We start from the raw sequence: 23,563 nt of genomic DNA on the forward strand, positions 1-23,563 counted from the left end.
CCATAAAAATTGTAACATCATTTTTTTTAATACTAAAAAAGTGATACCCCGTAATTTTTCCCTTAAAAAATTATGAAATAGTCTTATTTTTTATGAAATAGCAGGATAGTACAGGTTGTCAAACGTAAAGATAACACTTATCTTTAGTCCCAAAACAAACTAACTATGCAAAACCGCTTTTCAATTTTTAAGATTTTACTACTTTTTGGTGCTCTTTTTTCTTGTTCGCTGCTAGCAGCACAGGAAAAATCAAAAGAAGCGACATGGATTTGGTATCCAGGCGATTTCGAAGTTTGGTTAAGCAATAAAATGCAGGTAAGACGTACAGAACGCGAAGCAGTTTTTCCGCCACTTTGGCAATATTACAGTCCGTATGCTTTGGTAACTTTTCAAACCGAAGTAGATATTCCAAAACCAGACGAAGTAAAAATTTTCTCCGAAGGACCTTTTCAATTACTTTTAGATGGCGTTCAAATTTACGGACAGCCAAAATCAATAACCATTCCTGCCGGAAAACATAAAATCTCCTTTAAAGTTTACAATCAGGAAGTATTGCCGGCAATTTATATTTCAGGGCAATATGTAAAATCCGATGCATCTTGGAAAGTAACCAACGAAGACAAACTTTGGATTGACGAAGCCGGAAAAGCACAGCAATCTGGTACGCCTTGGGTTCCTGTTGGTTCTTGGAATTTTGATTCACCAGAAAGTAAACCTTCAGAATTTAAATTAACGACTAAACCTTTAAGTGCAAAGAAGACAGAAAAAATAGCTGGTGGTGAATTGGTAGATTTCGGAAAAGAGACTTTCGGTTACATCAAAATTCACGGTTTAAAAGGAAAAGGCAAAGTAGCACTTTATTATGGCGAATCTCGCGAAGAAGCTTTGGATTCTGCGAAATGTGAAACTTTAGATCATTTATCTTTTGATGGAAAACAATCTGAAATTTACACGCACGACGGATCAAAAGCATTTCGATATGTTCAGGTACAAGCAGATGCAGGAGTAAAATACGATTCGATTTCAATGCTTTATGAATATCTGCCATTAGATTATCGTGGTGCATTCAAATCATCAGATCAATTATTGAATAAAATTTGGGATGTGTCGGCTTACACGATGCATTTAACTTCTCGTGAATTTTTTATAGACGGAATCAAACGCGACCGTTGGGTTTGGTCTGGCGATGCGTATCAAAGTTATTTAATGAATTATTATTTATTCTTTGATTCGCCTTCGGTAGAACGTACAATGTCTGCTCTTCGCGGAAAAGATCCCGTAACGGCTCACGTAAATATCATTATGGATTATTCGCTGTACTGGTTTGTTGGTGTTTACGATTATTACTTACACACAGGCGATACGAAATTCATCAAAACCTATTATCCAAGAATGAAATCATTGATGGATTTTTGTTTGGAAAGAAGAAACAAAAACGGATTCTTAGAACCATTAGAAGGTGACTGGGTTTTCATTGATTGGGCTGACGGATTACCAAAAACGGGAGAAGTTAGTTTTGAGCAAATGCTTTTAGCAAGAAGTTTAGAAGCTATGGCGGTTAGTGCTGAAATCGCGGGTAAAAACGAAGATCAAAAACAATATCAAAAATTAGCAGCCGATTTAAAAAACAACTTATTTGATGTCTTTTGGGATAAGAAAGAAAACGTAATGAAGCACCAGCGTATCGATGGTAAAATGCAGAATATTGTAACCAGATATGCTAATATGTTCGGTATTTTCTTCAATTATTTTACGGAAGAACAAAAACAAAGTGTAAAAAATAAAGTGTTACTGAATAAAGATGTTCTTCAAATCACAACGCCATACATGCGTTTTTACGAATTAGAAGCATTATGTGCAATGGACGAACAGAAATTCGTTTTAAATGAAATTCGCGATTATTGGGGCGGAATGCTAAATCTTGGCGCAACATCATTTTGGGAAAAATACGATCCAAAACAAAGCGGAAAAGATCATTTAGAAATGTACGGTCGTCCTTACGGGAAAAGCCTTTGCCACGCTTGGGGAGCAAGTCCGATTTATTTATTAGGAAAATATTATTTAGGTGTAAAACCAACCGCTCCAGGTTATTCAGAATATGAAATCAAGCCAAACTTAGGTGGGTTAAAATGGATGGAAGGAAAAGTCCCAACACCAAACGGAGAAGTTTCTGTGTATTGCAGTACCAAAGAAATTAAAGTAAAAGCAGGCGAAGGAGAAGGAAAATTAATTTTCAAAAGTGCAGGTAAACCAAAAACAAACTCTGGAACAATTACAGAATTAGCAAAAAATAAATATCAGTTGATCGTAAAACCGAATGTGGAGTATATTGTGAGTTATAAAGCGATTTAAGTTCTTAGTGATTAGCTCTTAGTAATTAGTGATTAGCGCATAGTTTATAACGTTCAGTTTGTCATTTCGAGGAACGAGAAATCACACGCGTAACCACAAAGATTGTCGACGATTGTTGCGGAATTCCTAGTGTGATTCCTCCTTCGTCGGAATGACAAAAAAATCAAAAAAATAAAAACCAATGTTTTCAAAAAGTACCAAATCCAATTTCAAATTAAAAACTGCTTTCTTAGCATTGTTTTCAATCTGTTTACAACTTTCAGTAACAGCACAAAACGCATGGAAACCAGCCTCATTTGAAATCGTAAAATCAAATTACAAAACGTTCAAAACCACTCAATACGCTCACGTTTTTTCTGGAAGCAAACACAATATCGTCCGTTTAGCTCCAGAATTGCAAGGTTTGACAGGAATTGAACTTCCTTTAGATAAAACTGGAATCAATTCTTCATTGCAATTAAAATTCAAGGAATCTGTTCAGGTTTTGATTGGTGTTTTTGAAGAGATAGATACAGCTGCATTTTCTCCATTAAATCCCGTAAAAAAGATACTTCAAAATGGAGTAACAATAACTGGTTTATCTCCTGTAAATGTATATGCTGTTTCTTATACAAAAGGAACGCACAGAATCAATCCAGTAAACCGATCATTCGCCATTTTAGGAGTAATAAAAAGTAATCAAAATTTAGGTTTTCGAAATGCAGAATTACCAGATGGAAAACTTTGGAATCCAACATTTATAGTAGAAGGATTTTCAGATGAAAAACCGCTTTTTGAAGTTATCGGCGGAGAAAATAAACCCGTTATTGATGAAGGAATGTCGGGAACTGATGGAATCCAAGGAGGTTTTGAAGGCGGACGTGTAGTAAAAGTTGGCGATACGTATCATATGTTTCCAACTGAAAGAGCTGGAGAAAAAGGAGTTGATTATTACTATGATCGTGTAAAAACTAAAATAGGACATTGGACAAGTAAAGATGCCATTCACTGGAAAAGAGAATCAACAATTTATCAAGCAAGCGGAACGTATGCTGTAACCGAAGATGATAATCCAATGAACGATCGCCGTGCTGCAATTTGGTCGTATATGCCCGTTTTTAATGAAAAAGCAAACAAATGGTACGGCTATTATTTGGCATATACAGTTAGTAAAGAAATAGAACCAAATCATTCATTTGGAAGAATTTGGCGTTGTGAATCGACTGTAGACGGAATCAACGGCATCGGAGGTCCTTATAAAGATATGGGAATCATTATGGAACCCGGATTGGATTCTCAACCTTGGGAAGGGCGTCAAGGAGTAGCTTCATTTTTCCCTTATCAAGTAGGCGACAAATATTTCGGATTTTACAGTGGCGCTTATCCATTTAATTCTTGGGCAGATTATCCAAAGAAATCAGGGAAAGGCTGGTTTGTGGCTTTAGCCGAATCAAAAAGTTTAGAAGGGCCTTGGTTGAGAATGAACAAAGGTTTGGAACCAATCAAAACCATGCATCCGCTTTTTGTTGAAAATCCAATTGTAAGCCAGTTACCAAATGGTCTATACATCGCGATTTTCGACGGAGGTCCAGACGGTTGGGGACATCATTTACCAAATATGATTGCGTATTCATTATCGGCAGATGGAATTAATTGGGCAGAAGCACATTATTTGCCAATCGAAACCAAAGTAGACAAATGGTGGGATATTATGAGAACGCCGCTATGCCTAATACCAGAAGGAAATGACGTTTACACGATAGTTTATAATGCAATCGATTTAAAAAGAAGATTTCATCCAACAGGAATGGTAAAAGTAAAATTGAACAAAGATGTGATGGAGTCGAAGTTAAAAGAATTGAAGAAGTAAGACAAGGGAGAAGAAAGAAGCAAGAGGCAAGATTTTTTTGATTTAGAAGATAAAAGAATCAGCTAAATCTGCAAAATCTGCGAGAGAATAAAACAAAAAATCCGTGACAATCCGTGTCTTTACGAAGTAAATCGGGGTCATCCGCGTCCAAAAATATACACAAAGCAAAATGAAAATTAAGTATCTAATCCTAGCCATTTCAGCACTTGTCCTAACAAGCTGTGCAACCAAATACAAGAAAAGAGAAATTACCGACAGCGTAATGCAGGAAATTTACGAAGAAGTAAAAACGCCTTACAAATACGGTTTGGTGATGGTGCCAACGGACAACTCTTATAAAATGGATTGCCCGAGCGTTTTTAGAAAAGATGGTAAATGGTATATGACGTATTTAATTTATGATGGAAGAGGTTACGAAACTTGGTTAGCAGAAAGTGATAATTTACTTGATTGGAAACATCTAGGAAAAGTAATGTCGTTCTCAGAAAATGAAAAACACTGGGATGTTAACCAAAAAGCAGGATATATTTCGTTGCAAGACATGACTTGGGGCGGAAGCTACGAATGGGAAAAATATGAGGACAAATACTGGATGAGTTATTTTGGTGGAGACAGTAAAGGTTATGAAGCAGGAGTTTTATCAATCGGAATGGCTTATACAAAAGAAGTGCCGACAAAACCGCACGAATTTCAGAGATTAGAAAATCCGGTTTTGACACCAAAAGACAAAGATGCTAAATGGTGGGATAATAGTACGATGTACAAAAACAGTGTAATTCGTGATAAAGATAAAGTAACCGGACACAATTTTATCATGTATTACAATGCCCGTGGCGATAGTATCAATCCTGCGAAAGGTGCAGAACGTATCGCGATGGCAGTATCTGACGATATGAAACATTGGGAGCGTTATGGCAATAAACCTTTAATCAATCATCACAAAGGAATTTCTGGAGATGCTTATATTCAGCGTATTAATGATACTTGGGTGATGTTTTATTTCGGAGCTTTCTGGACAGGTTGGGATCAAGGTGCATTTAACCGTTTTGCAGTTTCTAATGATTTAATAAACTGGACCGACTGGAAAGGTGAAGATTTAGTTAAATCAACTGAACCTTACGATGATATGTTTGCTCATAAATCATTTGTCGTAAAACATGATGGTGTTGTGTATCATTTCTACTGTGCCGTTAACAAAGCAGAACAAAGAGGAATCGCAATCGCCACTTCGAAAGATTTAGGAAAAAGCAAATTGAATTTTGTGGCTCCGCCGGAGAAGAAAAAGAAGAATTAAGATACAATACGTTTCAAACCTAACAGGTTTTTAAAACCTGTTAGGTTTAATTACAGAGAAAATAAATAAAGACACAGTTTTGTCATTTCGACGAAGGAGAAATCTCCACGAGTAGCTCCACAAAGATTGTCGATTATAGTTGCGGAATTTCTAGTGCGATTTGCTTCGCCTATTCGCTATCGCTCGAGTCTCCTTTCAGTCGAAATGACAAAAAAACTAAAAATAAAATAATGTTTCAACCAATTCAAAACAATCACTTTTCAAGGTTTCGATTTTCGATACCAAAATCAGTATTCACATTTCACATTTTACTTCTCACAATCTTCACAACCCAAGCTCAATCCGTAACAGGAGAACCTGCAGGAGTTCCAGAACTTCATAAAAAATACGAATTTGCGCCGTGGGAAGATCCAACGATTACAAGCATTAATAGACAGCCTTCAAGAGCAACAGCGTATTCGTACAAAAGCGTTGAAGACGCATTAAAAGGCGACAGAACCAAAAGCAGAATCCAAATGCTAAACGGCGATTGGAACTTTAAATATGCAGTAAACTTAAAAGAAGCAAATAAAGATTTCTATAAAAATACCGTTTCAGGCTGGGATAAAATCGAAGTGCCATCCAACTGGGAAATGAAAGGCTATGATAACCCAATTTACAAAAGTGCCGTTTATCCATTTAGACCAATAAATCCGCCTTATATTCCTAAAGATTATAACGGAGTTGGCTCTTACCAAAGAACTTTTACCGTTCCTGAAAACTGGAAAGATATGACGGTTACGTTACATTTCGGAGCCGTAAGTTCAGGTTTTGAAGTTTGGTTAAACGGAGAATTTTTAGGTTATGGAGAAGATAGTTTTTTACCATCAGAATTTGATGTTACGCCTTATTTAAAAGCTGGAGAAAATGTAGTTTCAGTTCGCGTAATCCGTTGGACAGACGGTTCTTATTTAGAAGATCAGGATCATTGGCGTATGAGCGGTATCCAGCGTGAAGTTTTCATTATGGCGGAGCCAAAATTGCGTATTCAGGATTTCTTTGTTCAAACCAAATTAGACAAGGAATACAAAGACGCGATTTTCAAACTGAGACCAAAAGTAGAAAACCTTACAGGAGAAAAAATCAAAGATTATACGATGAATGTTCAGTTGTACGATGCCAATAATACGGCAATGTTCAAAGAACCGCTTCAAAGACCTGTGATTGATTTGATCAACGAAAGTTATCCTCGTTTGGATAATGTTCGCTTCGGATTCTTCCAAGAAAATATCAAAAATCCAAAAAAATGGAGTTCAGAAGAACCGAATTTATACACGATGGTCATTTCGATAAAAGACAAAAACGGAAATGTTACAGAAGCCAAAAGCTGTAAAGTTGGTTTCCGTTCGATTGAATTCTCGAAAGAAAACGGAAAAATGCTAATCAACGGAAAAGAAACTTATGTCTATGGTGTTAACCGTCACGATCATCATCCAACAAGAGGAAAAGCCGTTACAAGAGAAGACATCAAACAAGATATAACGACGATTAAGAAATTCAATTTCAATTTTATACGTACAAGTCATTATCCAAACGATCCTTATTTCTACCAATTATGCGATCAATACGGAATTATGGTAATGGACGAAGCCAATCAAGAAACTCACGGAATTGGCGGTAAATTAAGCAACGATCCACAATGGACAAACGCTTATATGGAGCGCATGATCAGAATGGTGGAACGCGATAAAAACCATCCGTCTGTTGTAATGTGGAGTTTAGGTAATGAAGGTGGAAAAGGACCAAATCACGCTGCAATGTCGGGTTGGGTTCACGATTTCGACATTACCCGCCCAGTGCATTATGAACCAGCACAAGGAAATGCAAAATTAGACGGTTATATCGATCCGCTTGATCCAAGATATCCAAAAACAATCGATCACGCTTATCGATTCGAAAATCCGCAAGATGATTCGTATGTCGATATGGTGAGTCGTTTTTATCCAGGCGTTTTTACACCGAAATTTTTAGTAGATCAAAAGAAAGATACGCGTCCAATTATTTTCGTTGAATATTCTCATGCAATGGGGAATTCAGTTGGAAATTTAAAAGAATTGTGGGATGAATTCCGTTCGCTTCCAAGAGTTATTGGAGGTTGTATTTGGGAATTCAAAGATCAGGGATTGGTAAAATATGATTCAAGATCAGGTCAGAACTATTTTGCGCACGGTGGAGATTTTGGCGAAAAATACCATGATGGAAACTTCAATACAAAAGGAATTGTAGATTCTAATGGAAAACCAAAAGGTTCTCTTTTTGAAAATAAATGGGTGTATCAGCCAGCGATTTCGACTTTAAATGGAAATCAATTAGAAATTAAAAATCGTCAGGCGGTTAAATCTTTAGAAGGCTATATTCCAGTTTTGAAAGTGTTAGAAAACGGAAATGTAATCAAAACTCAGATTTTAAAACCATTAAAAGTAGAAGCAGGACAATCGACAACTTTAGACGTAAGTTCATATCTTCCAAAAATGAAAAACGATGCTGAATATCTTTTAAATATTGAATTCCAGCTTTCAGCAGATGAGCTTTGGGCTTCAAAAGGATATGTTGTTGCCGAAGATCAATTTCAGTTGAAAAAGAAAGACGCTTTGGTTTTAAATGCTAAAAAAGAAGCTTTAAATGTTTCAGAATCTGATTCGGAATTTAAAATCAAAGGAAAAACGTTTGATATTACAATTGGAAAAACAAACGGAGCTTTGAGTTCGTATGTTTTCAACGGAGAAGAACAGGTTTTTGCACCATTGTTACCTAACTTCGTAAGACCGCTTACAGACAACGACAAACGCGGATGGAAATCGCAAAAGCTGTTGAAACAATGGTATAAAGCAAAGCCAAAATTGGTAAATGTAAAAATCGACAAATCGGCTTCTGAAATTAAAGTGATAAGCGATTACGAAATTATACAAGACAGTGCGAGCGTAAACGTAGTATACAATATCAGTCCAGACGGAGTGATAAAAGTAGATTACAGTTTGAAAGCTTCAGACAAACTGCCAAATATTCCAAAAATCGGAATGCAAATGGGAGTTCAAAGAAAATTTGATCAGATTTCTTGGTACGGAAAAGGAGAATTGGAAAACTACAGCGACAGAAGTTTCGGTTCGTTTGTTGGGAAATATTCGCTTCCAGTTAATGATTTTATCGAACATTATCCAAAACCGCAAGAAAACGGAAACAGATGTGATGTAAGATGGATGGCATTAACAACGCCTCAGAAAAATCAAGGTTTTGTTGTTGTAAATGACAACAAAGTTTTAAGCATGAGCGCTTGGCCTTACACACAAGAAAACCTAAGTTCAGCAGGTCATACGTATGATTTAAAAGACCCAGGATTTTTGACACTAAACATCGATTTGATCCAAATGGGAGTGGGAGGGAATGACAGCTGGACAATTGTGGCTCAGCCAATTGAACAATATCAGATTAAGTCTGGAAATTATCAATATAGTTTTTATTTTACGCCTTTCAGTGGTTCAAAGAATCAGTTGGAAAGTAGTTTGAAGAAGTTTAAATATTAGTAAATTGATAATTGACAATTAAAAATTAAGAATTAAAAATTAAAGATATAGTTTGTGATTTCTCCTTACGTCGAAATGACAAAAATGCTTGCATCGATATCAAAGGAGAAAAAAAATCCCTTAAATCTGCAAAATCTGCGTGAGTAGAATTTTCCCTTAGATTTTGCAGATCAAGCAGATTTTAAAAATTTAAAGAAGATCAAATTGAATTAAAATATAAAAATGTCTAACCGTAAACCACTTTTTCTTTTTGCAAAGGACTTTCGACTTTGCTTCGCCAGTTCGCTTTTCAAGCTCGGGTGGGCTTTCCAACTTTGGACTGCAATGTTTTTGCTTCTCGCAAGCTTCGTCTCTGCTCAGGAAATCCATAAAAAAGAATCTTTTCAGCCAACATTAGAATCCTCCAAAACTTGGGTGTACTGGTATTGGATGAAATCGGCGTATTCTAAAGCAGGAATCACAGCCGATCTAGAAGCTATGAAACAAAACGGAATTGCAGGTGCATATCTAATGACAATCAAAGGTCCAGCAAATCCGCCATTGATCGATCCGCCGGTTTTACAGCTGACTCCTGAATTTTGGGATATGATTCATTGGGCTTTTAAAGAAGCAGATCGTTTAGGTTTGAAATTGGCTTTTCACGGAGCAGACGGATTTGCCGTTGCAGGTGGTCCGTGGATAAAACCTGAAATGTCGATGCAAAGAGTAGTTTGGTCGACGACAGAAATTTTAGGAGGAAAAAAAGTGACTTCAAAACTTCCTGTTCCAGAACATTACAAAGAGTATTATAAAGATATTGCAGTTTTTGCAATTCCGATAAAAGAATATCAAACGACTTCTCAGATTCAATTGTCAAAAGTTACAACATCAAATAACACAGATGCTTCATTTTTAGCTGATCCTAAAAAAGATGAAAACTTTAAATTTGCCGATGCAGGTTGGATTCAATACGAATTTGCACAGCCTTTTACTTGTAAATCAATTGTAATTGAAACCAAAGGAAGAGATTACCAGGCACAGCGTTTAATTGTGGAAGTGAGCGATGATGGAGTTCATTTTAAATTCCACGAAAGACTCATTGCACCGCGTCACGGCTGGCAGGATATGGACTTTCCAAACACACATACAATCTCGCCTGTTACAGCAAAATATTTCAGATTTGTGTATGATCCAGTAGGAACAGAACCAGGAGCAGAAGATTTGGATTTTGCCAAATGGAAACAAAACTTGAAAGTGAGTAAAATTACGCTTTCAAATCAGTCACTAATTAATAATTACGAAGGAAAATCAGGAGCAATTTGGCGTTTAACTCCAGAAACTACAGAAAAACAAATTCCTAATACAGATGCGTTCAAGAAATCAGAAATCATTAATATTTCGGGTTTTGTTGACGCTGATGGAAATTTAAATTGGAAAGCACCAAAAGGGAAATGGAAAATTATCCGAATGGGACATACTTCTACAGGACACGAAAACGCAACCGGTGGAGCAGGAAAAGGATTAGAAGTAGATAAATTTAATCCAGAATTAATTCGTTTTCAATTGGATCATTGGTTTGGAGAAGCGGTTCGTTCTGTTGGTCCAGAAGTTGCTTCAAGAGTTCTGGAAATACTACATTTTGATAGTTGGGAATGTGGAAGCCAAAACTGGTCTTCGGTTTTTCAGGCTGAATTTAAAAAGAGACGCGGTTACGATATTGTAGAATATTTGCCTGTAATGGCCGGAATTCCAGTTGAAAGTGCCGATTTTTCAGAGAAAGTTTTATACGATGTTAGAAAAACAATTGGGGATTTAGTAGCAGATAATTTCTACGGAACGGTCGCTCAAATTGCTAAAGAATATAAGGTTAAATTAAGTTCTGAAAATGTTGCGCCAACCATGATGAGTGATGCTTTATTGCATTATAAATATGTTGATTATCCAGGTGGTGAATTTTGGCTGAAAAGCCCAACGCATGACAAACCTTTCGATATGGTCGATGCTATTTCGGGCGGACATATTTATGGAAAAGATATTATTCAGGCAGAATCTTTCACGGCTTTGCGAATGGATTGGGACGAACATCCTGGAAACCTAAAAACAACGGCAGACCGTAATTATGCTTTGGGAATCAACCGTTTATTCTACCACGTTTTTGTGCATAATCCGTGGACGGATAGAAAACCGGGAATGACTTTAGACGATATCGGAACTTTTTTTCAAAGAGACCAAACGTGGTGGAAACCCGGAAAAGCTTGGTTTGATTATTGCCAAAGAGTGCAGTTTCAATTGCAAAAAGGAAAACCTGTAATCGATTTGGCGGTTTTTATTGGAGAAGATTTTCCTTCACGTTCTTTTGTTCCAGATCGTTTGGTACCGTTTATTCCGAATGTTTTTGGAAAAGAAAGATTAGAAAGCGAGAAAATCCGTTTAGAAAATGAGGGTCAGCCGACTGCAAAAATGCCAAAAGAAGTCACGTATTCTAAAAATATTACCGATTTATCACAATGGATTAATGCTTTAAATGGTTATCAATATGATTCTTTCAATGGTGATGTTTTAATCAACAGAGCGAAAGTGGTAAACGGAAAAGTAACTTTTGAAGGCGGAATCGAATACGGAGCTTTACTGTTTCCGGGAAGTCATAAAATGGCGCCAAATAAAATTTTGTCATTGGCTTCCGCCGAAAAAATCCTGCAATTGCTAAAAGATGGAGCAACGATTTTTGTAGATGAAAAACCAACTATTCAACCGGGAATTCAATCAGAATCAGATCAAAAGAAATGGCAGAATGTTGTTGATGAAATTTGGAGTAATGTGAATTCTTCTTCATGGAAAATCGGAAAAGGAACGGTTGTAAAATTACCTTATTTAGGAAATGATTTTGCTTCAATTGGAATTACGCAAGATGTTTATTTCCCAAATTTAAACAGAACGGATTCAGAAACGATTGCTTGGGCGCACCGAAAAGCAGATAATGAAGAAGTATATTTTCTTTCGAATCAAAAAGAACAAAAAAGAACATTTGATGCTTCTTTCAGAATAGCTGGAAAAGTTCCGCAATGGTACAATCCAGTTTCGGACAAAACTTCGGCTTTAGCCAATTGGAAAACAGAAAACGGAAGAACAATTGTTTCCTTAACTTTAGAAGCTAATGAATCTGGTTTTGTGATTTTTAAAGAAGAAACGAAAGAAGTTTTAGCTCAAGGAAAAGTATCTGAATTTGAAAAAGTTCAGGTTTTAGATGAAAACTGGGAACTTAAGTTTGATCCAGAATTCAAAGGTCCGAAAGAAGTCGTAAAAACGAATAAACTGTTTGATTGGAGCACTTCTGAAAATGACCAAATTAAGTATTATGCTGGAACTGTTATTTATAAAAAAGAGTTTGTTTGGAAAGAAAAAGACACCAGCAGAATCTGGCTTGATTTGGGTGAAATCGCCAATATTGCTGAAGTTTCAATCAACGGAAAAGATTGCGGAACACTTTGGACTTTCCCTTTCAAAACAGCTATTTCGCAAGCATTACAAAAAGGAAAAAATACGATCGTAATAAAAGTGACCAACACGTGGGCAAACCGTTTAATTGGTGACCAAAAATTGCCAAAAGAAGAAATGTTAACGTGGACAACTGCGCCATTTAGGTTGGAAGGAAATCCGTTATTAAAAGCTGGATTATTCGGACCGATTGTAATTTTAAAAGAGAAATAATAAATTTCGCTCCGCTGGAGCTTTTGTATGATGATGTTGTTTATTCTATAAATATTTCGTCCCTCTGGGACTTGTTTAGGATTGAATATCTATAGAAAATAAAGACATTTTTTTTAAGAATAATAATACAGATAGAAAAGCTCTGGAAGAGCGAAATATTTATAGAAAATAATAAAAGAAGAGTAGTTAAGCTCCAGAGGAGCGACACATCTTTTGAAAATCTAAGGATAAATAAAATGAAAAATTTTAAACACATTTTTGTTATTGTAATTGCATTTTTATCAAGCTTTCAAATCAATGCAAAAATCAAAATGCCAGCATTGTTTACAGACAATATGATGTTGCAACAGCAATCCAACGCACCAATTTGGGGCTGGGCAGAAAAGAATGCAAATGTCACGATCAAAACATCGTGGAATTCTAAAATTTACAAAACAAAAGCCGATGCTTCTGGTAAATGGAAAAACGAATTACAAACGCCAACAGCTGGCGGACCTTTTTCAATTGAAGTAACAGAAGGAACTGAAAAAGTAACGATTAAAAATATTTTAATTGGTGAAGTTTGGCTTTGTTCTGGGCAATCAAATATGGAAATGCCTTTAAAAGGATTTCAAGGACAGCCTGTTAGAAACGGAAACGAGATCATTGTAAGATCAACCAATAAAAACATTCGTTTGATTACGATTCCGCGCGCAACGGTTTTAGAACCAAAAGACGATTTTGAAGGAAAATGGGAAGAAGCTTCTCCAAAATCAACATCCAATTTTAGCGCAACGGCTTGGTATTTTGGATCGCTTTTACAAGAAGTTTTAAATGTTCCGGTTGGATTGATTCATGTTTCGTACGGAGGTTCAAGCATGGAAGCTTGGATGAACAAAGAAATGCTGAAAGATTTCGCAAGCGCTAAAATTCCGACTACAAAAGAAGAATTATCAAAAGATCCAAATCGTGTTCCAACGACTTTGTTTAACGGAATGCTTTCTCCTGTAATTGGTTACGGAATAAAAGGTTGTATTTGGTATCAGGGAGAATCGAATTATGAAAGAGCAAGTGAATACACCGCTTTAATGAAAAAAATGGTAAGCAGTTGGAGAGCAATGTGGAATCAGGGGGATTTTCCTTTTTATTTCGTCCAAATTGCACCGTTTAATTATGCTTCATTTCATCCAAAAGATTATGTAGAAAAATACAATTCGGCTTATTTGAGAGAGGCACAGTTTAAGGCTTCAAAGGAAATTCCGAATTCGGCAATGGCAGTTTTAATGGACGTTGGAGAAGAAAATAATATTCACCCAATGGACAAGGAAAAAGGAGGAAATCGACTGGCTTTTCAGGCTTTGGCAAGAACGTACGGAATGGAAGGTTTCGAATTTGAAAGTCCGAAATATAAATCGATGGAGATAAAAGACGGTGCTGTAACCGTTTCTTTTGATGATGTGGCAAACGGAATTACATCTTATGATAAAGAAGTTACAGGTTTTGAAATAGCAGGCGAAGACAAAGTTTTTTATCCTGCAAAAACGGTTGTAAGAAGAAAATCAGTGGTTTTAACTTCTGATAAAGTAAAGAAGCCCGTTGCAATACGGTATTTATGGAAAGATTTCGCCAAAGCGGAATTGTTTAGCGCGGGAGGTTTGCCGGTTTCTTCGTTTAGAACAGACGAATGGTAATACCTAACGAACTCCTGCAAGGTTTTCAAAACCTTGTAGGTGTCTTGTTAATTTAGAACTTAAAAAATATACCTACAAGGTTTTGAAAACCTTGCAGGAAACGAAAAAAATGAAATACATAAAATACATACTTCTCTTCACCACGCTTTGCATCAAAGCGCAGATTCCTGTACTCGATGCTTACAATCAAGTCTGGACAACGCAAAGCGCAAATTCATCAGAATCTATGCCTTTGGGTGGCGGTGATATTGGTATGAATGTTTGGGTAGAAAAAGGAGATTTATATTTCTATTTTTCTCGAAGCGGCACTTTCGATGAACATAATACGTTATTGAAATTAGGTCGTGTAAAAATTAATTTAACGCCTAATCCGTTTGAAGGGACAGATGGTTTTCGTCAGGAATTAAAGTTGAAAGATGGTTATGTTTTAGTTGGACAAAATGATACTAAAATCAAACTTTGGGTGGATGTTTTTAAACCGATTATTCATGTTGATTTAGAAAGTAAAAATCCGTTGAAAATGACGGCTTCTTATGAAAGTTGGCGTTATCAGAATCGTATTTCAAAAGGAAAAGAAAATAATGCCAATTCTTATAAATGGGCGCCTCAGGGAGATCTTGTCAATTTTAAAGATTCGATCGCTTTTGAAAATAACGGACTTAAATTCTATCACAGAAATCGCGAACAAACCGTTTTTGATGTTGCTGTAAAACAACAAAAAATGGAATCGGTTAAAGATCAGATGATGAATCCGATTGCCAATTTAACTTTCGGCGGATTCATGAAAGGCGATAACCTAAAACCAGATGGAACTTATTTAGGAAAATATCAGGATACTGACTTTAAAGGTTTTAATTTGACAAGTGTAAAACCTTCAAAAAAACATTCGCTAGAAATTTATTTAAATACCAGTCAATGTGATTTTCTAACTTGGAATAACGGATTGCAAAATTTAATTTCTTTAAATAAAAATACAGCAAAACAAGCCGAGAAAAACACTATAAAATGGTGGAATAATTTCTGGAACCGCAGTTTTATTTTTACACAAAAAAATCAATCGATTGCAAAAGATTCGGTTTATCAAATTGGACAGAATTATCAGTTGTTCAGATACATGTTAGGATGTAACGCTTACGGAAAATATCCAACCAAATTCAATGGCGGATTGTTTACCGTGGATCCCGTTTACACGAATAAAGACTTAAATTTCACACCTGATTTCAGAAATTGGGGCGGAGGAACGATGACAGCTCAGAACCAGCGTTTGGTTTATTTTCCGATGGTAAAAAGCGGTGATTTTGATATGATGAAATCGCAGTTAAGTTTTTATTTGGATTTGCAAAAAAATGCCGAATTGCGAAGTAAAGTTTATTGGAAACACAACGGAGCATCTTTTACAGAACAATTAGAAAATTTCGGACTTCCTAATCCTGCTGAATACGAATGGAAACGTCCCGCAGATTATGATCCGGGAATGGAATATAATGCTTGGCTGGAATACGAATGGGATACCGTTTTAGAATTCTGCCAAATGATGTTGCAACAGAAAGAGTATGCTAAAGAAGATATTCAGAAATACAATTCATTTATTATAAGTTGTTTGCGATTTTTCGATGAACATTATCAATATTTAGCCAAACAAAGAGGTCGAAAAGCTTTGGACGGAAACGGAAAATTAATTCTTTTTCCGGGTTCAGCGGCTGAAACTTACAAAATGACGAATAACTCCAATAGCACGATTTCGGCTTTACAAGTTATTACAGAAAGTCTTTTAAACCTTTCGGCGAATGAATTGTCAAAAGAAGACGTTGAATATTTAAAAGCATTTCAAACGAGAATTCCGCCTTTAAATTTTGGGCAGATTGAAAATCATAAAGTGCTGCTTCCTGCAAAAACTTGGGAACGAGTTAATAATTCAGAAGTGCCGCAATTGTATCCTGTTTATCCGTGGGGAATTTATGGCGTTGGGAAACCAGATTTAGAAACAGCTTTAAATACATGGAAATACGATCCGGATGCTTTAAAATTCAGAAGTCACATTGGTTGGAAACAAGACAATATTTTCGCTGCTCGTTTAGGTTTGACCAATGAAGCAGCAAAATACAATACGTTGAAAATGGCCAATTCAGAAAGACGTTTTCCAGCATTCTGGGGACCAGGTTTTGACTGGGTTCCAGATCATAATTGGGGTGGCTCGGGAATGATTGGCATGCAGGAAATGCTTTTGCAGGAAGCAGATGGAAAAATCTACCTTTTTCCAGCGTGGCCAAAAGAATGGAATGTACATTTTAAATTGCATGCGAAACAAAATACTACTATTGAAGCCGAACTGATTAATGGAGAAGTAAAGGTTTTAAAAGTAGTTCCAGAAGAAAGAAAAAAAGACATTATAAACCTGATTGGAAAATCGGAAACTGAAAAAATTGCCATAAAATGATTAAAAAACTAGTGAGATCTTTTGCTTTGGCAATGATTTTGGCAGCAAATGGGCAGGCGCAAAATACTGATAAACAAATTGTAAAAGTCGATTTTGACTTTTTCCAAAGAAGATTGGAAGAAGTTCACGATCCAAGTTATGATTCGTGGGTTATTAATGAAAACAAAGAAGACCAGAAAACTTTTAACGGAGTGACTTTTAAATTAAAAGGGAACTTTACTTCAAAATGGTACAAGGTCGGAATGAGCGCTCCGTTTTACAATAAATTAGGTTCTGACGGACTGGTTACAGCTGAAAATTTAGAATTGAAAATTAACGGTTTAAAAGAAGGAAAACATACACTTTTGACGTTTCACAATGCCTTTGATGTTATTACGGGAAAAACCTTTTCCCCGATTAAAATCTTCGTAAACGGAAAACTTCAGGAAACCGTAAATCCTAGTCAGAGAGCAAACGCAAAAGTTGATGCTGCAATGGCTTATGTTTCATTCAATGCAGAAAAAGGAAAAGATGTAGTGGTTCGTTTTGAAATCGATCCAACAACAAATCCAGACATCGTAAAACAAATTGTTGTGAATGGTTTTGAATTGGATACACCAAATTTGATGAATCAGGCACGTACTCCGGAACCTGCAAACAGAGATGAACATGTTGAAGTAACCAAAAATGTGATTTTAAAATGGGATGCTCCAAAAAGTGTTGCAGCTCATAAATTGTATTTTGGTTTAGATCAAAATACGGTAGCAAATGCAACAGAATCTTCAAAAGAATTCAAAGGGAAATTGATAGATAAAAGTTTCTCAGTTTCGGATTTATACAGCGGTTCAACGTATTATTGGAGAGTCGACGAAGTTGATACTAACGGACAAGAAACTTTAGGAAATGTTTGGTCGTTTAAACCAGCTCAATTGGCTTTTCCAGGCGCTGAAGGTTACGGACGTTATGCTGTTGGTGGTCGTGGCGGAAAAGTAATCGAAGTTACCAATTTAAACGATGACGGACCGGGAAGTTTACGTGATGCCATTAATCAGGAAATTGGACCAAGAACGATTGTTTTTAATGTTTCCGGGAATATAAAGTTAGAATCAAGATTAGTTGTAAATCAGCCTTATATTACGATTGCTGGACAAACAGCTCCGGGTGAGGGAATTACAATTAGCAGAGCACCAATAGGATTGACAGGAAATGAAGGGGTTATCCGCTTTTTGAAAGTGAGAATTGGAGGCGGAAGAACGTATGACGGAATGGGATTAACGGGCGCTAATTTTAGTATTATTGATCACTGTTCAATCAGCTGGACTATTGATGAATCGTTTAGTTCACGTGGTGCGCATCATATCACATTGCAGCGAACTTTAATTTCTGAGGCTTTAAATGTTGCCGGACATAGTAAATATGGAGAAGGAAAAATGCACGGATATGCGGCTACAATTGGCGGCGATATAGGAAGTTTTCACCATAATTTATTGGCGCACAACGAAGGCCGTAACTGGAGTATTGGCGGCGGTTTAAGCGGTGACGGATTTTACACAGGAAGATTGGATATTCGTAATAACGTAGTTTACAACTGGGGAAAAAGAGCCACTGATGGTGGTGCAAACGAAGTAAACTTTGTAAACAATTATTACAAACCGGGCGCTTCGACTAAGATTTTTGTGGCTTTGAATGCACAACACGAAGGCGTTGGAAAAGGAATGCAGCGTTATTATTTTGATGGAAATGTGATGCCTGGTTATTTTGATGAAAAAACGCAGGATAAAGGACGAAAAATGACCATTACAAATAAAGAGATGGTTAACTATGAAACTTTCGTAAACAAGCCTTTTTTTGAATCTTATGTAAATACGCAATCGGCTAAAGGAGCATATAAAAATGTACTTTCAGATGTTGGTGCGAATCAGTCGCATTTTGATAAACATGATAAGAGAATTATTGATGAAACTTTAAAAGGAACATTCACATACAAAGGAAGTAAAAGCGGTCAGGGCGGTATGATTGATAATGAAGAAGATGCGGGAGGTTGGCCAAATTTTCCATCAGAAACACGTGCTGCAGATTGGGATACCGATCATGACGGATTACCAAACTGGTGGGAAAAGGCTTTTGGTTTAAACGAAAATTCGCCAGCAGGAGATTTCTCAGATGCAAATTCAGATGTTGATAAAGACGGTTTTACGCAATTGGATAATTATTTAGACTGGCTGGCTCAGCCTCATTATTTTATTAATTTAAAAGATAAAAAATCTTTAGCTGTTGCTGATTTTTTCAAAGGATATGAAAACAAACCAACTTATACTTTCTCTGATGTTAAAAACGGAAAAGCGAGTTTAAAAGGAAAGGAAATTCAGTTTACAGCCGAAAATAAAGGTTTTGCATCATTTGTACTAACAGTAAAAGATGTAGATGGAGATTCAATGAGCAGAACAATCAATTTCTTTGTAGAGTAAAATGTTTGAACCATATAAGTCATATAAGAAATTATAAGATTGACTTAATGTGTTTAAAATCAGAACTTAATTTAAATGAACTTATATTACTTATATGGTTCAAAATCAAAATAAAATGAAAAAAGTATTAAATGTTTCTCTTAGCTTATTTTTTGTTGGTGTTGGAGTAGTGGCTCAAAACAAAGGTTTAGTTGCGAATTCACAAAGTCCATATTCTAAATTGCAGAGCGTAGGTTTGCAAGACGTAAAATGGACCAACGGATTCTGGAAAGAACAATTTGATGTAGAAACCAAAAATACGCTGCCATACATGTGGGATTTGTATCATAGCGAAACTTCTCATGCATACAAAAACTTCGAAATTGCAGCAGGATTAGATAAAGGAACTTTCAAAGGACCTTCTTTTCATGATGGTGATTTCTACAAGATTTTTGAAGGAATGGCAGCAACTTATGCCATTACAAAAGACAAAAAGCTTGATGCCGAAATGGATAAAGCCATTGCGCTTTTTGCGAAAGTACAGCGTAAGGACGGTTACATCCATACACCGGTTTTAATTGACGAACGCTGGGGAACTTTAGGCCCGGAAGAAGTTAAAAAACAATTGGGTTTCGAGAAATACAATATGGGACATTTAATGACTGCGGCTTGCATTCATTATCGTGCGACAGGAAAAACGAATTTCCTGAATATTGCAAAAGGAGTGGCCGATTTCTTATACGATTTCTACAAAAAAGCTTCGCCAGAATTGGCAAGAAATGCGATTTGTCCGTCTCATTATATGGGAATTGTTGAAATGTACAGAACAGTAAAAGACCCGAAATATTTGGAATTGGCTAATAATCTGATTGACATTCGCGGAACTACAAATGATGGAACCGATGACAATCAGGACAGAGTTCCGTTCAGACAACAAACTACTGCAATGGGTCACGCTGTAAGAGCCAATTATCTATATGCAGGAGTTGCCGATTTATATGCAGAAACGGGAGAAAAGAAATTATTAGACAATCTGGAATCGATTTGGGATGATGTTACGTACCGCAAAATGTACATTACAGGTGGTTGTGGTTCGTTATATGACGGAGTTTCGCCAGACGGAACTTCTTACGATCCAACTGTAGTTCAGAAGATTCATCAGGCGTACGGAAGACCTTTCCAATTGCCAAACGCTACGGCTCATACCGAAACTTGTGCGAATATTGGAAATGTGTTGTGGAACTGGAGAATGCTTCAAATTACGGGAGATGCCAAATATGCTGATATTGTCGAATTAGCGCTTTATAACAGCGTACTTTCGGGAATGAATTTAGAAGGAGATAAGTTTTTGTACAACAATCCTTTGAATGTTTCAAACGATTTGCCGTTTCATCAAAGATGGGGAAATGTGCGTGAAGGTTATATTGCTTTATCAAACTGTTGCGCGCCAAACGTAACGAGAACAGTTGCCGAAGTTGGAAATTACGCTTACAATCTTTCAAAAGAAGGTTTGTATGTGAATTTGTATGGAAGTAACAATTTGAATACAAAAACCTTAAGCGGAGAAGCATTAGAAATTGAACAGCAGACCAATTATCCTTGGGACGGAAAAGTAACTTTGAAAATCGTGAAAGCGCCAAAGGATTTGCAGGCTTTCTTTTTAAGAATTCCGGGTTGGAGTCAGAATGCGGAAGTTTCGGTAAACAATTCGAAAGTTTCAGATAAAATCGTTTCAGGAACTTATTTGAAATTAAACCAAAAATGGAAAAAAGGCGATGTTATTGAACTGAATATTCCGATGCCAGTTGAGCTTATGGAGGCCAATCCGTTAGTGGAAGAAGTAAAAAATCAGGTTGCAGTAAAAAGAGGACCTTTGGTTTATTGTTTAGAATCAGATCAGCTTCCTGCTAAAACAAGTGTGAATGATGTGATTTTAAACCTGAATTCTGATTTTAAAACTGATTTTACAGAATTGAAAAACAGAAAATTAGTTACGATTGAAGCGACTTCAAAAATTGCTGCTGATAATTCTTGGAATAAAACACTTTACAAACCAATTTCAACAAAAGACGGAAAATCTTTAACTGTAAAATTGGTTCCGTATTTTGCATGGGGAAATAAAGGGCAGGGAGAAATGACGGTTTGGATGTCGCATTAATTTTTTTGGGACGCGGATTTGGCGGATTTACTCCGTAAAGACGCTGATTAAAAACGGATTTTTTATAAAATTTCTTGAACTTTGACAAAGATAGTATGTATAGTTTGTCATTTCGACCGAAGGGAGAAATCACACACGTAACTCTACAAAGATAGACGATTCAGATTGCGGAATTTCTAGTGTGATTTCTCCCTACGGTCGAAATGACAAAACAAAATCAATAAATTAAAAACTATGAAATATATTCTGGCTTTATTTTTAATAACATTTTCTGTATCAGCCCAAACGCTCGATAACAAATTAGCATTAACCGTTGCTCAGGATGGTTCTGGAGATTTTAAAACTATTCAGGAAGCGGTAAATAATGTAAAAGACAATTCAGAAAAACGTGTTGTCATAACCATAAAGCCAGGGAAATATATAGAGAAGTTAGAAATTCCGGTTTCTAAACCATTCATTACTTTAAAAGGAACGGAGAGAAATAAAACGATTATTTCATTTGATGATTATTCTGGGAAACCGCTTCGTGAACCAGATCCGTCAGGGAAAAAGGAGTTTGGAACAGGAACTTCGTATTCTTTTTTGATTTTAGGAAATGATACTACACTCGAAAGTCTAACCGTCGAAAACACAGCAGGACGAGTAGGGCAGGCGGTTGCACTTCACATTAAAGGAGATAGAGTTATTGTAAAGAATTGCAATCTTTTAGCAAATCAGGATACGCTTTATTTATCAGAAGGAAATACTAGGATCTATTTCGAAAACTGCTTCATCAACGGAACAACCGATTTTATTTTCGGAGCGGCAACGGCTTATTTTTATAAATGCACAATCGAAAGTTTAGTAAACTCTTATATTACTGCCGCTTCGACGCCGCAAGGACAAGGTTATGGTTTTGTTTTTACAGATTGTAAGCTTACTGCAAAAGATAAATCGGTAGACAAAGTGTTTCTGGGAAGACCTTGGAGACCTTATGCTCAAACTGTTTTTATCAATACCGATATAGGTTCGCATATTATTCCCGAAGGTTGGAATGCATGGATTGATACCCGATTTCCTGATAAAGACAAAACAGCTTATTATGCAGAATTTGGCAGTAAAGGTTCAAGTGCAAAAGATGTATCTCAACGCGTTGCATGGTCGCATCAGTTAAAGAAAGAAAATATTAAAAAATACGATAGAGATTTAGTTTTAAACGGATGGAATCCAAATAAATAGAATCATGAAAAACCTTGTAATTTTTCCAGTTGGATTGTGCTTAATTTTAGTATTGGGCGCCTTTAGTTTCAAATCAAAAGTAACGACTATTTATTTAATTGGAGATTCAACCGTTGCTGACTATTCGTTAGAAGAAAATTATCAAACCAAAAAGTTTCCGCAAGTAGGCTGGGGACAGGTTTTTCAGCCTTTCTTTCAAAAAGACAGCTTAAAATTGATCAAGAATATTTTAGGTTCTGCCAAAGAAGTTAAAGTTGATGATCGTGCAAAAGGAGGAAGAAGTACCAGAACTTTTTTTCAGGAAGGACGTTGGGCTTCGGTTTACAAATCACTTCAAAAAGGAGATGTTGTCATGATGCAGTTTGGTCATAATGATGCTTCTGTTGAAAAAACGGAACGTTATGTCAATATTGAAGGTTACAAAGAGTTTCTACGACTTTTCATTAACCAAACCAAAGAAAAAGGAGCGACACCAATTGTTCTGACTCCGGTTGCCCGAAATTATCCATGGAAAGATGGAAAATTAAATAATGTTCACGGCGAATATCCGCAGGCATCGATTGATGTTGCCAGGGAATTAAATGTAAAATATATTGATTTGAATGAACTTTCTATGAGCTTTTTTTCATCAAAAGGACAAGAATATGTTACTGTAAATTACTTCATGAATTTCGAAGCAGGTAAGTATCCCGCCTTTCCGGAAGGGCAAAAAGACAATACACATTTCCAGACAGAAGGCGGAATTGCTGTAGCTAAGCTCGTTTTTGAAGAAATGAAAAAATTATAAAGTACTGTTTCGTAAGAATATTTTTCTGGCGAAACTTTTTTTTAGAAAAAATTAAGAATTTATAAAAAAATCTTGGTCAGAATTTACGTTTAAAAAATTGATTTTTTTCTAAAATATTTTCAATT

11 protein-coding genes are annotated in these 23,563 nt (G+C 36.2%); all 11 read left to right on the forward strand.

Annotated elements, in window-relative coordinates; translation table 11 throughout:
* Window positions 1-165: 165 nt before the first annotated feature.
* The 11 genes from OZP11_RS24005 (at window position 166) to OZP11_RS24055 (ending at window position 23,438) form a co-directional block, all read left to right on the forward strand.
* The gene (locus OZP11_RS24005) at window positions 166-2,352 is read left to right on the forward strand and encodes an alpha-L-rhamnosidase-related protein (protein ID WP_281233016.1); all 2,187 of its coding nucleotides are present in this window, start codon (window positions 166-168) and stop codon (window positions 2,350-2,352) included.
* 181 nt (window positions 2,353-2,533) lie between these two features.
* Window positions 2,534-4,201: a glycoside hydrolase family protein gene (locus OZP11_RS24010; protein ID WP_281233017.1), complete on the forward strand. Its 1,668-nt coding sequence runs from the start codon at window positions 2,534-2,536 to the stop codon at window positions 4,199-4,201.
* Between the two features lie 169 nt (window positions 4,202-4,370).
* The gene (locus OZP11_RS24015) at window positions 4,371-5,495 is read left to right on the forward strand and encodes a glycoside hydrolase family protein (protein WP_281233018.1); all 1,125 of its coding nucleotides are present in this window, start codon (window positions 4,371-4,373) and stop codon (window positions 5,493-5,495) included.
* 230 nt (window positions 5,496-5,725) lie between these two features.
* Window positions 5,726-9,055 carry a glycoside hydrolase family 2 TIM barrel-domain containing protein gene (locus tag OZP11_RS24020; protein ID WP_281233019.1) on the forward strand — a complete coding sequence of 1,110 codons (3,330 nt, stop codon included), beginning with the start codon at window positions 5,726-5,728 and terminating at the stop codon, window positions 9,053-9,055.
* 324 nt (window positions 9,056-9,379) lie between these two features.
* Entirely contained in the window at window positions 9,380-12,742 is a 3,363-nt protein-coding gene (locus OZP11_RS24025) for a glycosyl hydrolase (protein WP_281233020.1), read from the forward strand.
* Window positions 12,743-12,978: 236 nt separating this feature from the next.
* Window positions 12,979-14,412, forward strand: a complete 1,434-nt coding sequence (locus tag OZP11_RS24030; protein WP_281233021.1) for a sialate O-acetylesterase — start codon at window positions 12,979-12,981, stop codon at window positions 14,410-14,412.
* Between the two features lie 109 nt (window positions 14,413-14,521).
* The gene (locus tag OZP11_RS24035) at window positions 14,522-16,849 is read left to right on the forward strand and encodes a DUF5703 domain-containing protein (protein WP_281233022.1); all 2,328 of its coding nucleotides are present in this window, start codon (window positions 14,522-14,524) and stop codon (window positions 16,847-16,849) included.
* On the forward strand, window positions 16,846-19,296 hold the full coding sequence (locus OZP11_RS24040; RefSeq protein ID WP_281233023.1) for a pectate lyase family protein: 2,451 nt from the start codon (window positions 16,846-16,848) through the stop codon (window positions 19,294-19,296). Before OZP11_RS24035 ends, OZP11_RS24040 begins: the two co-directional genes overlap by 4 nt.
* A gap of 115 nt (window positions 19,297-19,411) precedes the next feature.
* Window positions 19,412-21,433: an aceric acid hydrolase gene (locus OZP11_RS24045; protein ID WP_281233024.1), complete on the forward strand. Its 2,022-nt coding sequence runs from the start codon at window positions 19,412-19,414 to the stop codon at window positions 21,431-21,433.
* 234 nt (window positions 21,434-21,667) lie between these two features.
* Window positions 21,668-22,651 (forward strand): pectinesterase family protein, encoded by a 984-nt coding sequence (locus OZP11_RS24050; protein WP_281233025.1) that lies wholly within the window; start codon window positions 21,668-21,670, stop codon window positions 22,649-22,651.
* Window positions 22,652-22,655: 4 nt separating this feature from the next.
* On the forward strand, window positions 22,656-23,438 hold the full coding sequence (locus tag OZP11_RS24055) for a rhamnogalacturonan acetylesterase (protein ID WP_281233026.1): 783 nt from the start codon (window positions 22,656-22,658) through the stop codon (window positions 23,436-23,438).
* The last annotated feature ends 125 nt before the right edge of the window (window positions 23,439-23,563 follow it).

Origin of the sequence: Flavobacterium gelatinilyticum, assembly GCF_027111295.1 — a bacterium.
Classification (GTDB): domain Bacteria; phylum Bacteroidota; class Bacteroidia; order Flavobacteriales; family Flavobacteriaceae; genus Flavobacterium; species Flavobacterium gelatinilyticum.

Bases quoted from the DNA above. Each gene is read 5' to 3' on its own strand.
- OZP11_RS24025 (WP_281233020.1), top strand. From the start codon at position 9,380: ATGTTTTTGCTTCTCGCAAGCTTCGTCTCTGCTCAGGAAATCCATAAA.
- OZP11_RS24030 (WP_281233021.1), top strand. From the start codon at position 12,979: ATGAAAAATTTTAAACACATTTTTGTTATTGTAATTGCATTTTTATCA.
- OZP11_RS24050 (WP_281233025.1), top strand. From the start codon at position 21,668: ATGAAATATATTCTGGCTTTATTTTTAATAACATTTTCTGTATCAGCC.
- OZP11_RS24010 (WP_281233017.1), top strand. From the start codon at position 2,534: ATGTTTTCAAAAAGTACCAAATCCAATTTCAAATTAAAAACTGCTTTC.
- OZP11_RS24055 (WP_281233026.1), top strand. From the start codon at position 22,656: ATGAAAAACCTTGTAATTTTTCCAGTTGGATTGTGCTTAATTTTAGTA.
- OZP11_RS24015 (WP_281233018.1), top strand. From the start codon at position 4,371: ATGAAAATTAAGTATCTAATCCTAGCCATTTCAGCACTTGTCCTAACA.
- OZP11_RS24040 (WP_281233023.1), top strand. From the start codon at position 16,846: ATGATTAAAAAACTAGTGAGATCTTTTGCTTTGGCAATGATTTTGGCA.
- OZP11_RS24005 (WP_281233016.1), top strand. From the start codon at position 166: ATGCAAAACCGCTTTTCAATTTTTAAGATTTTACTACTTTTTGGTGCT.
- OZP11_RS24020 (WP_281233019.1), top strand. From the start codon at position 5,726: ATGTTTCAACCAATTCAAAACAATCACTTTTCAAGGTTTCGATTTTCG.
- OZP11_RS24035 (WP_281233022.1), top strand. From the start codon at position 14,522: ATGAAATACATAAAATACATACTTCTCTTCACCACGCTTTGCATCAAA.
- OZP11_RS24045 (WP_281233024.1), top strand. From the start codon at position 19,412: ATGAAAAAAGTATTAAATGTTTCTCTTAGCTTATTTTTTGTTGGTGTT.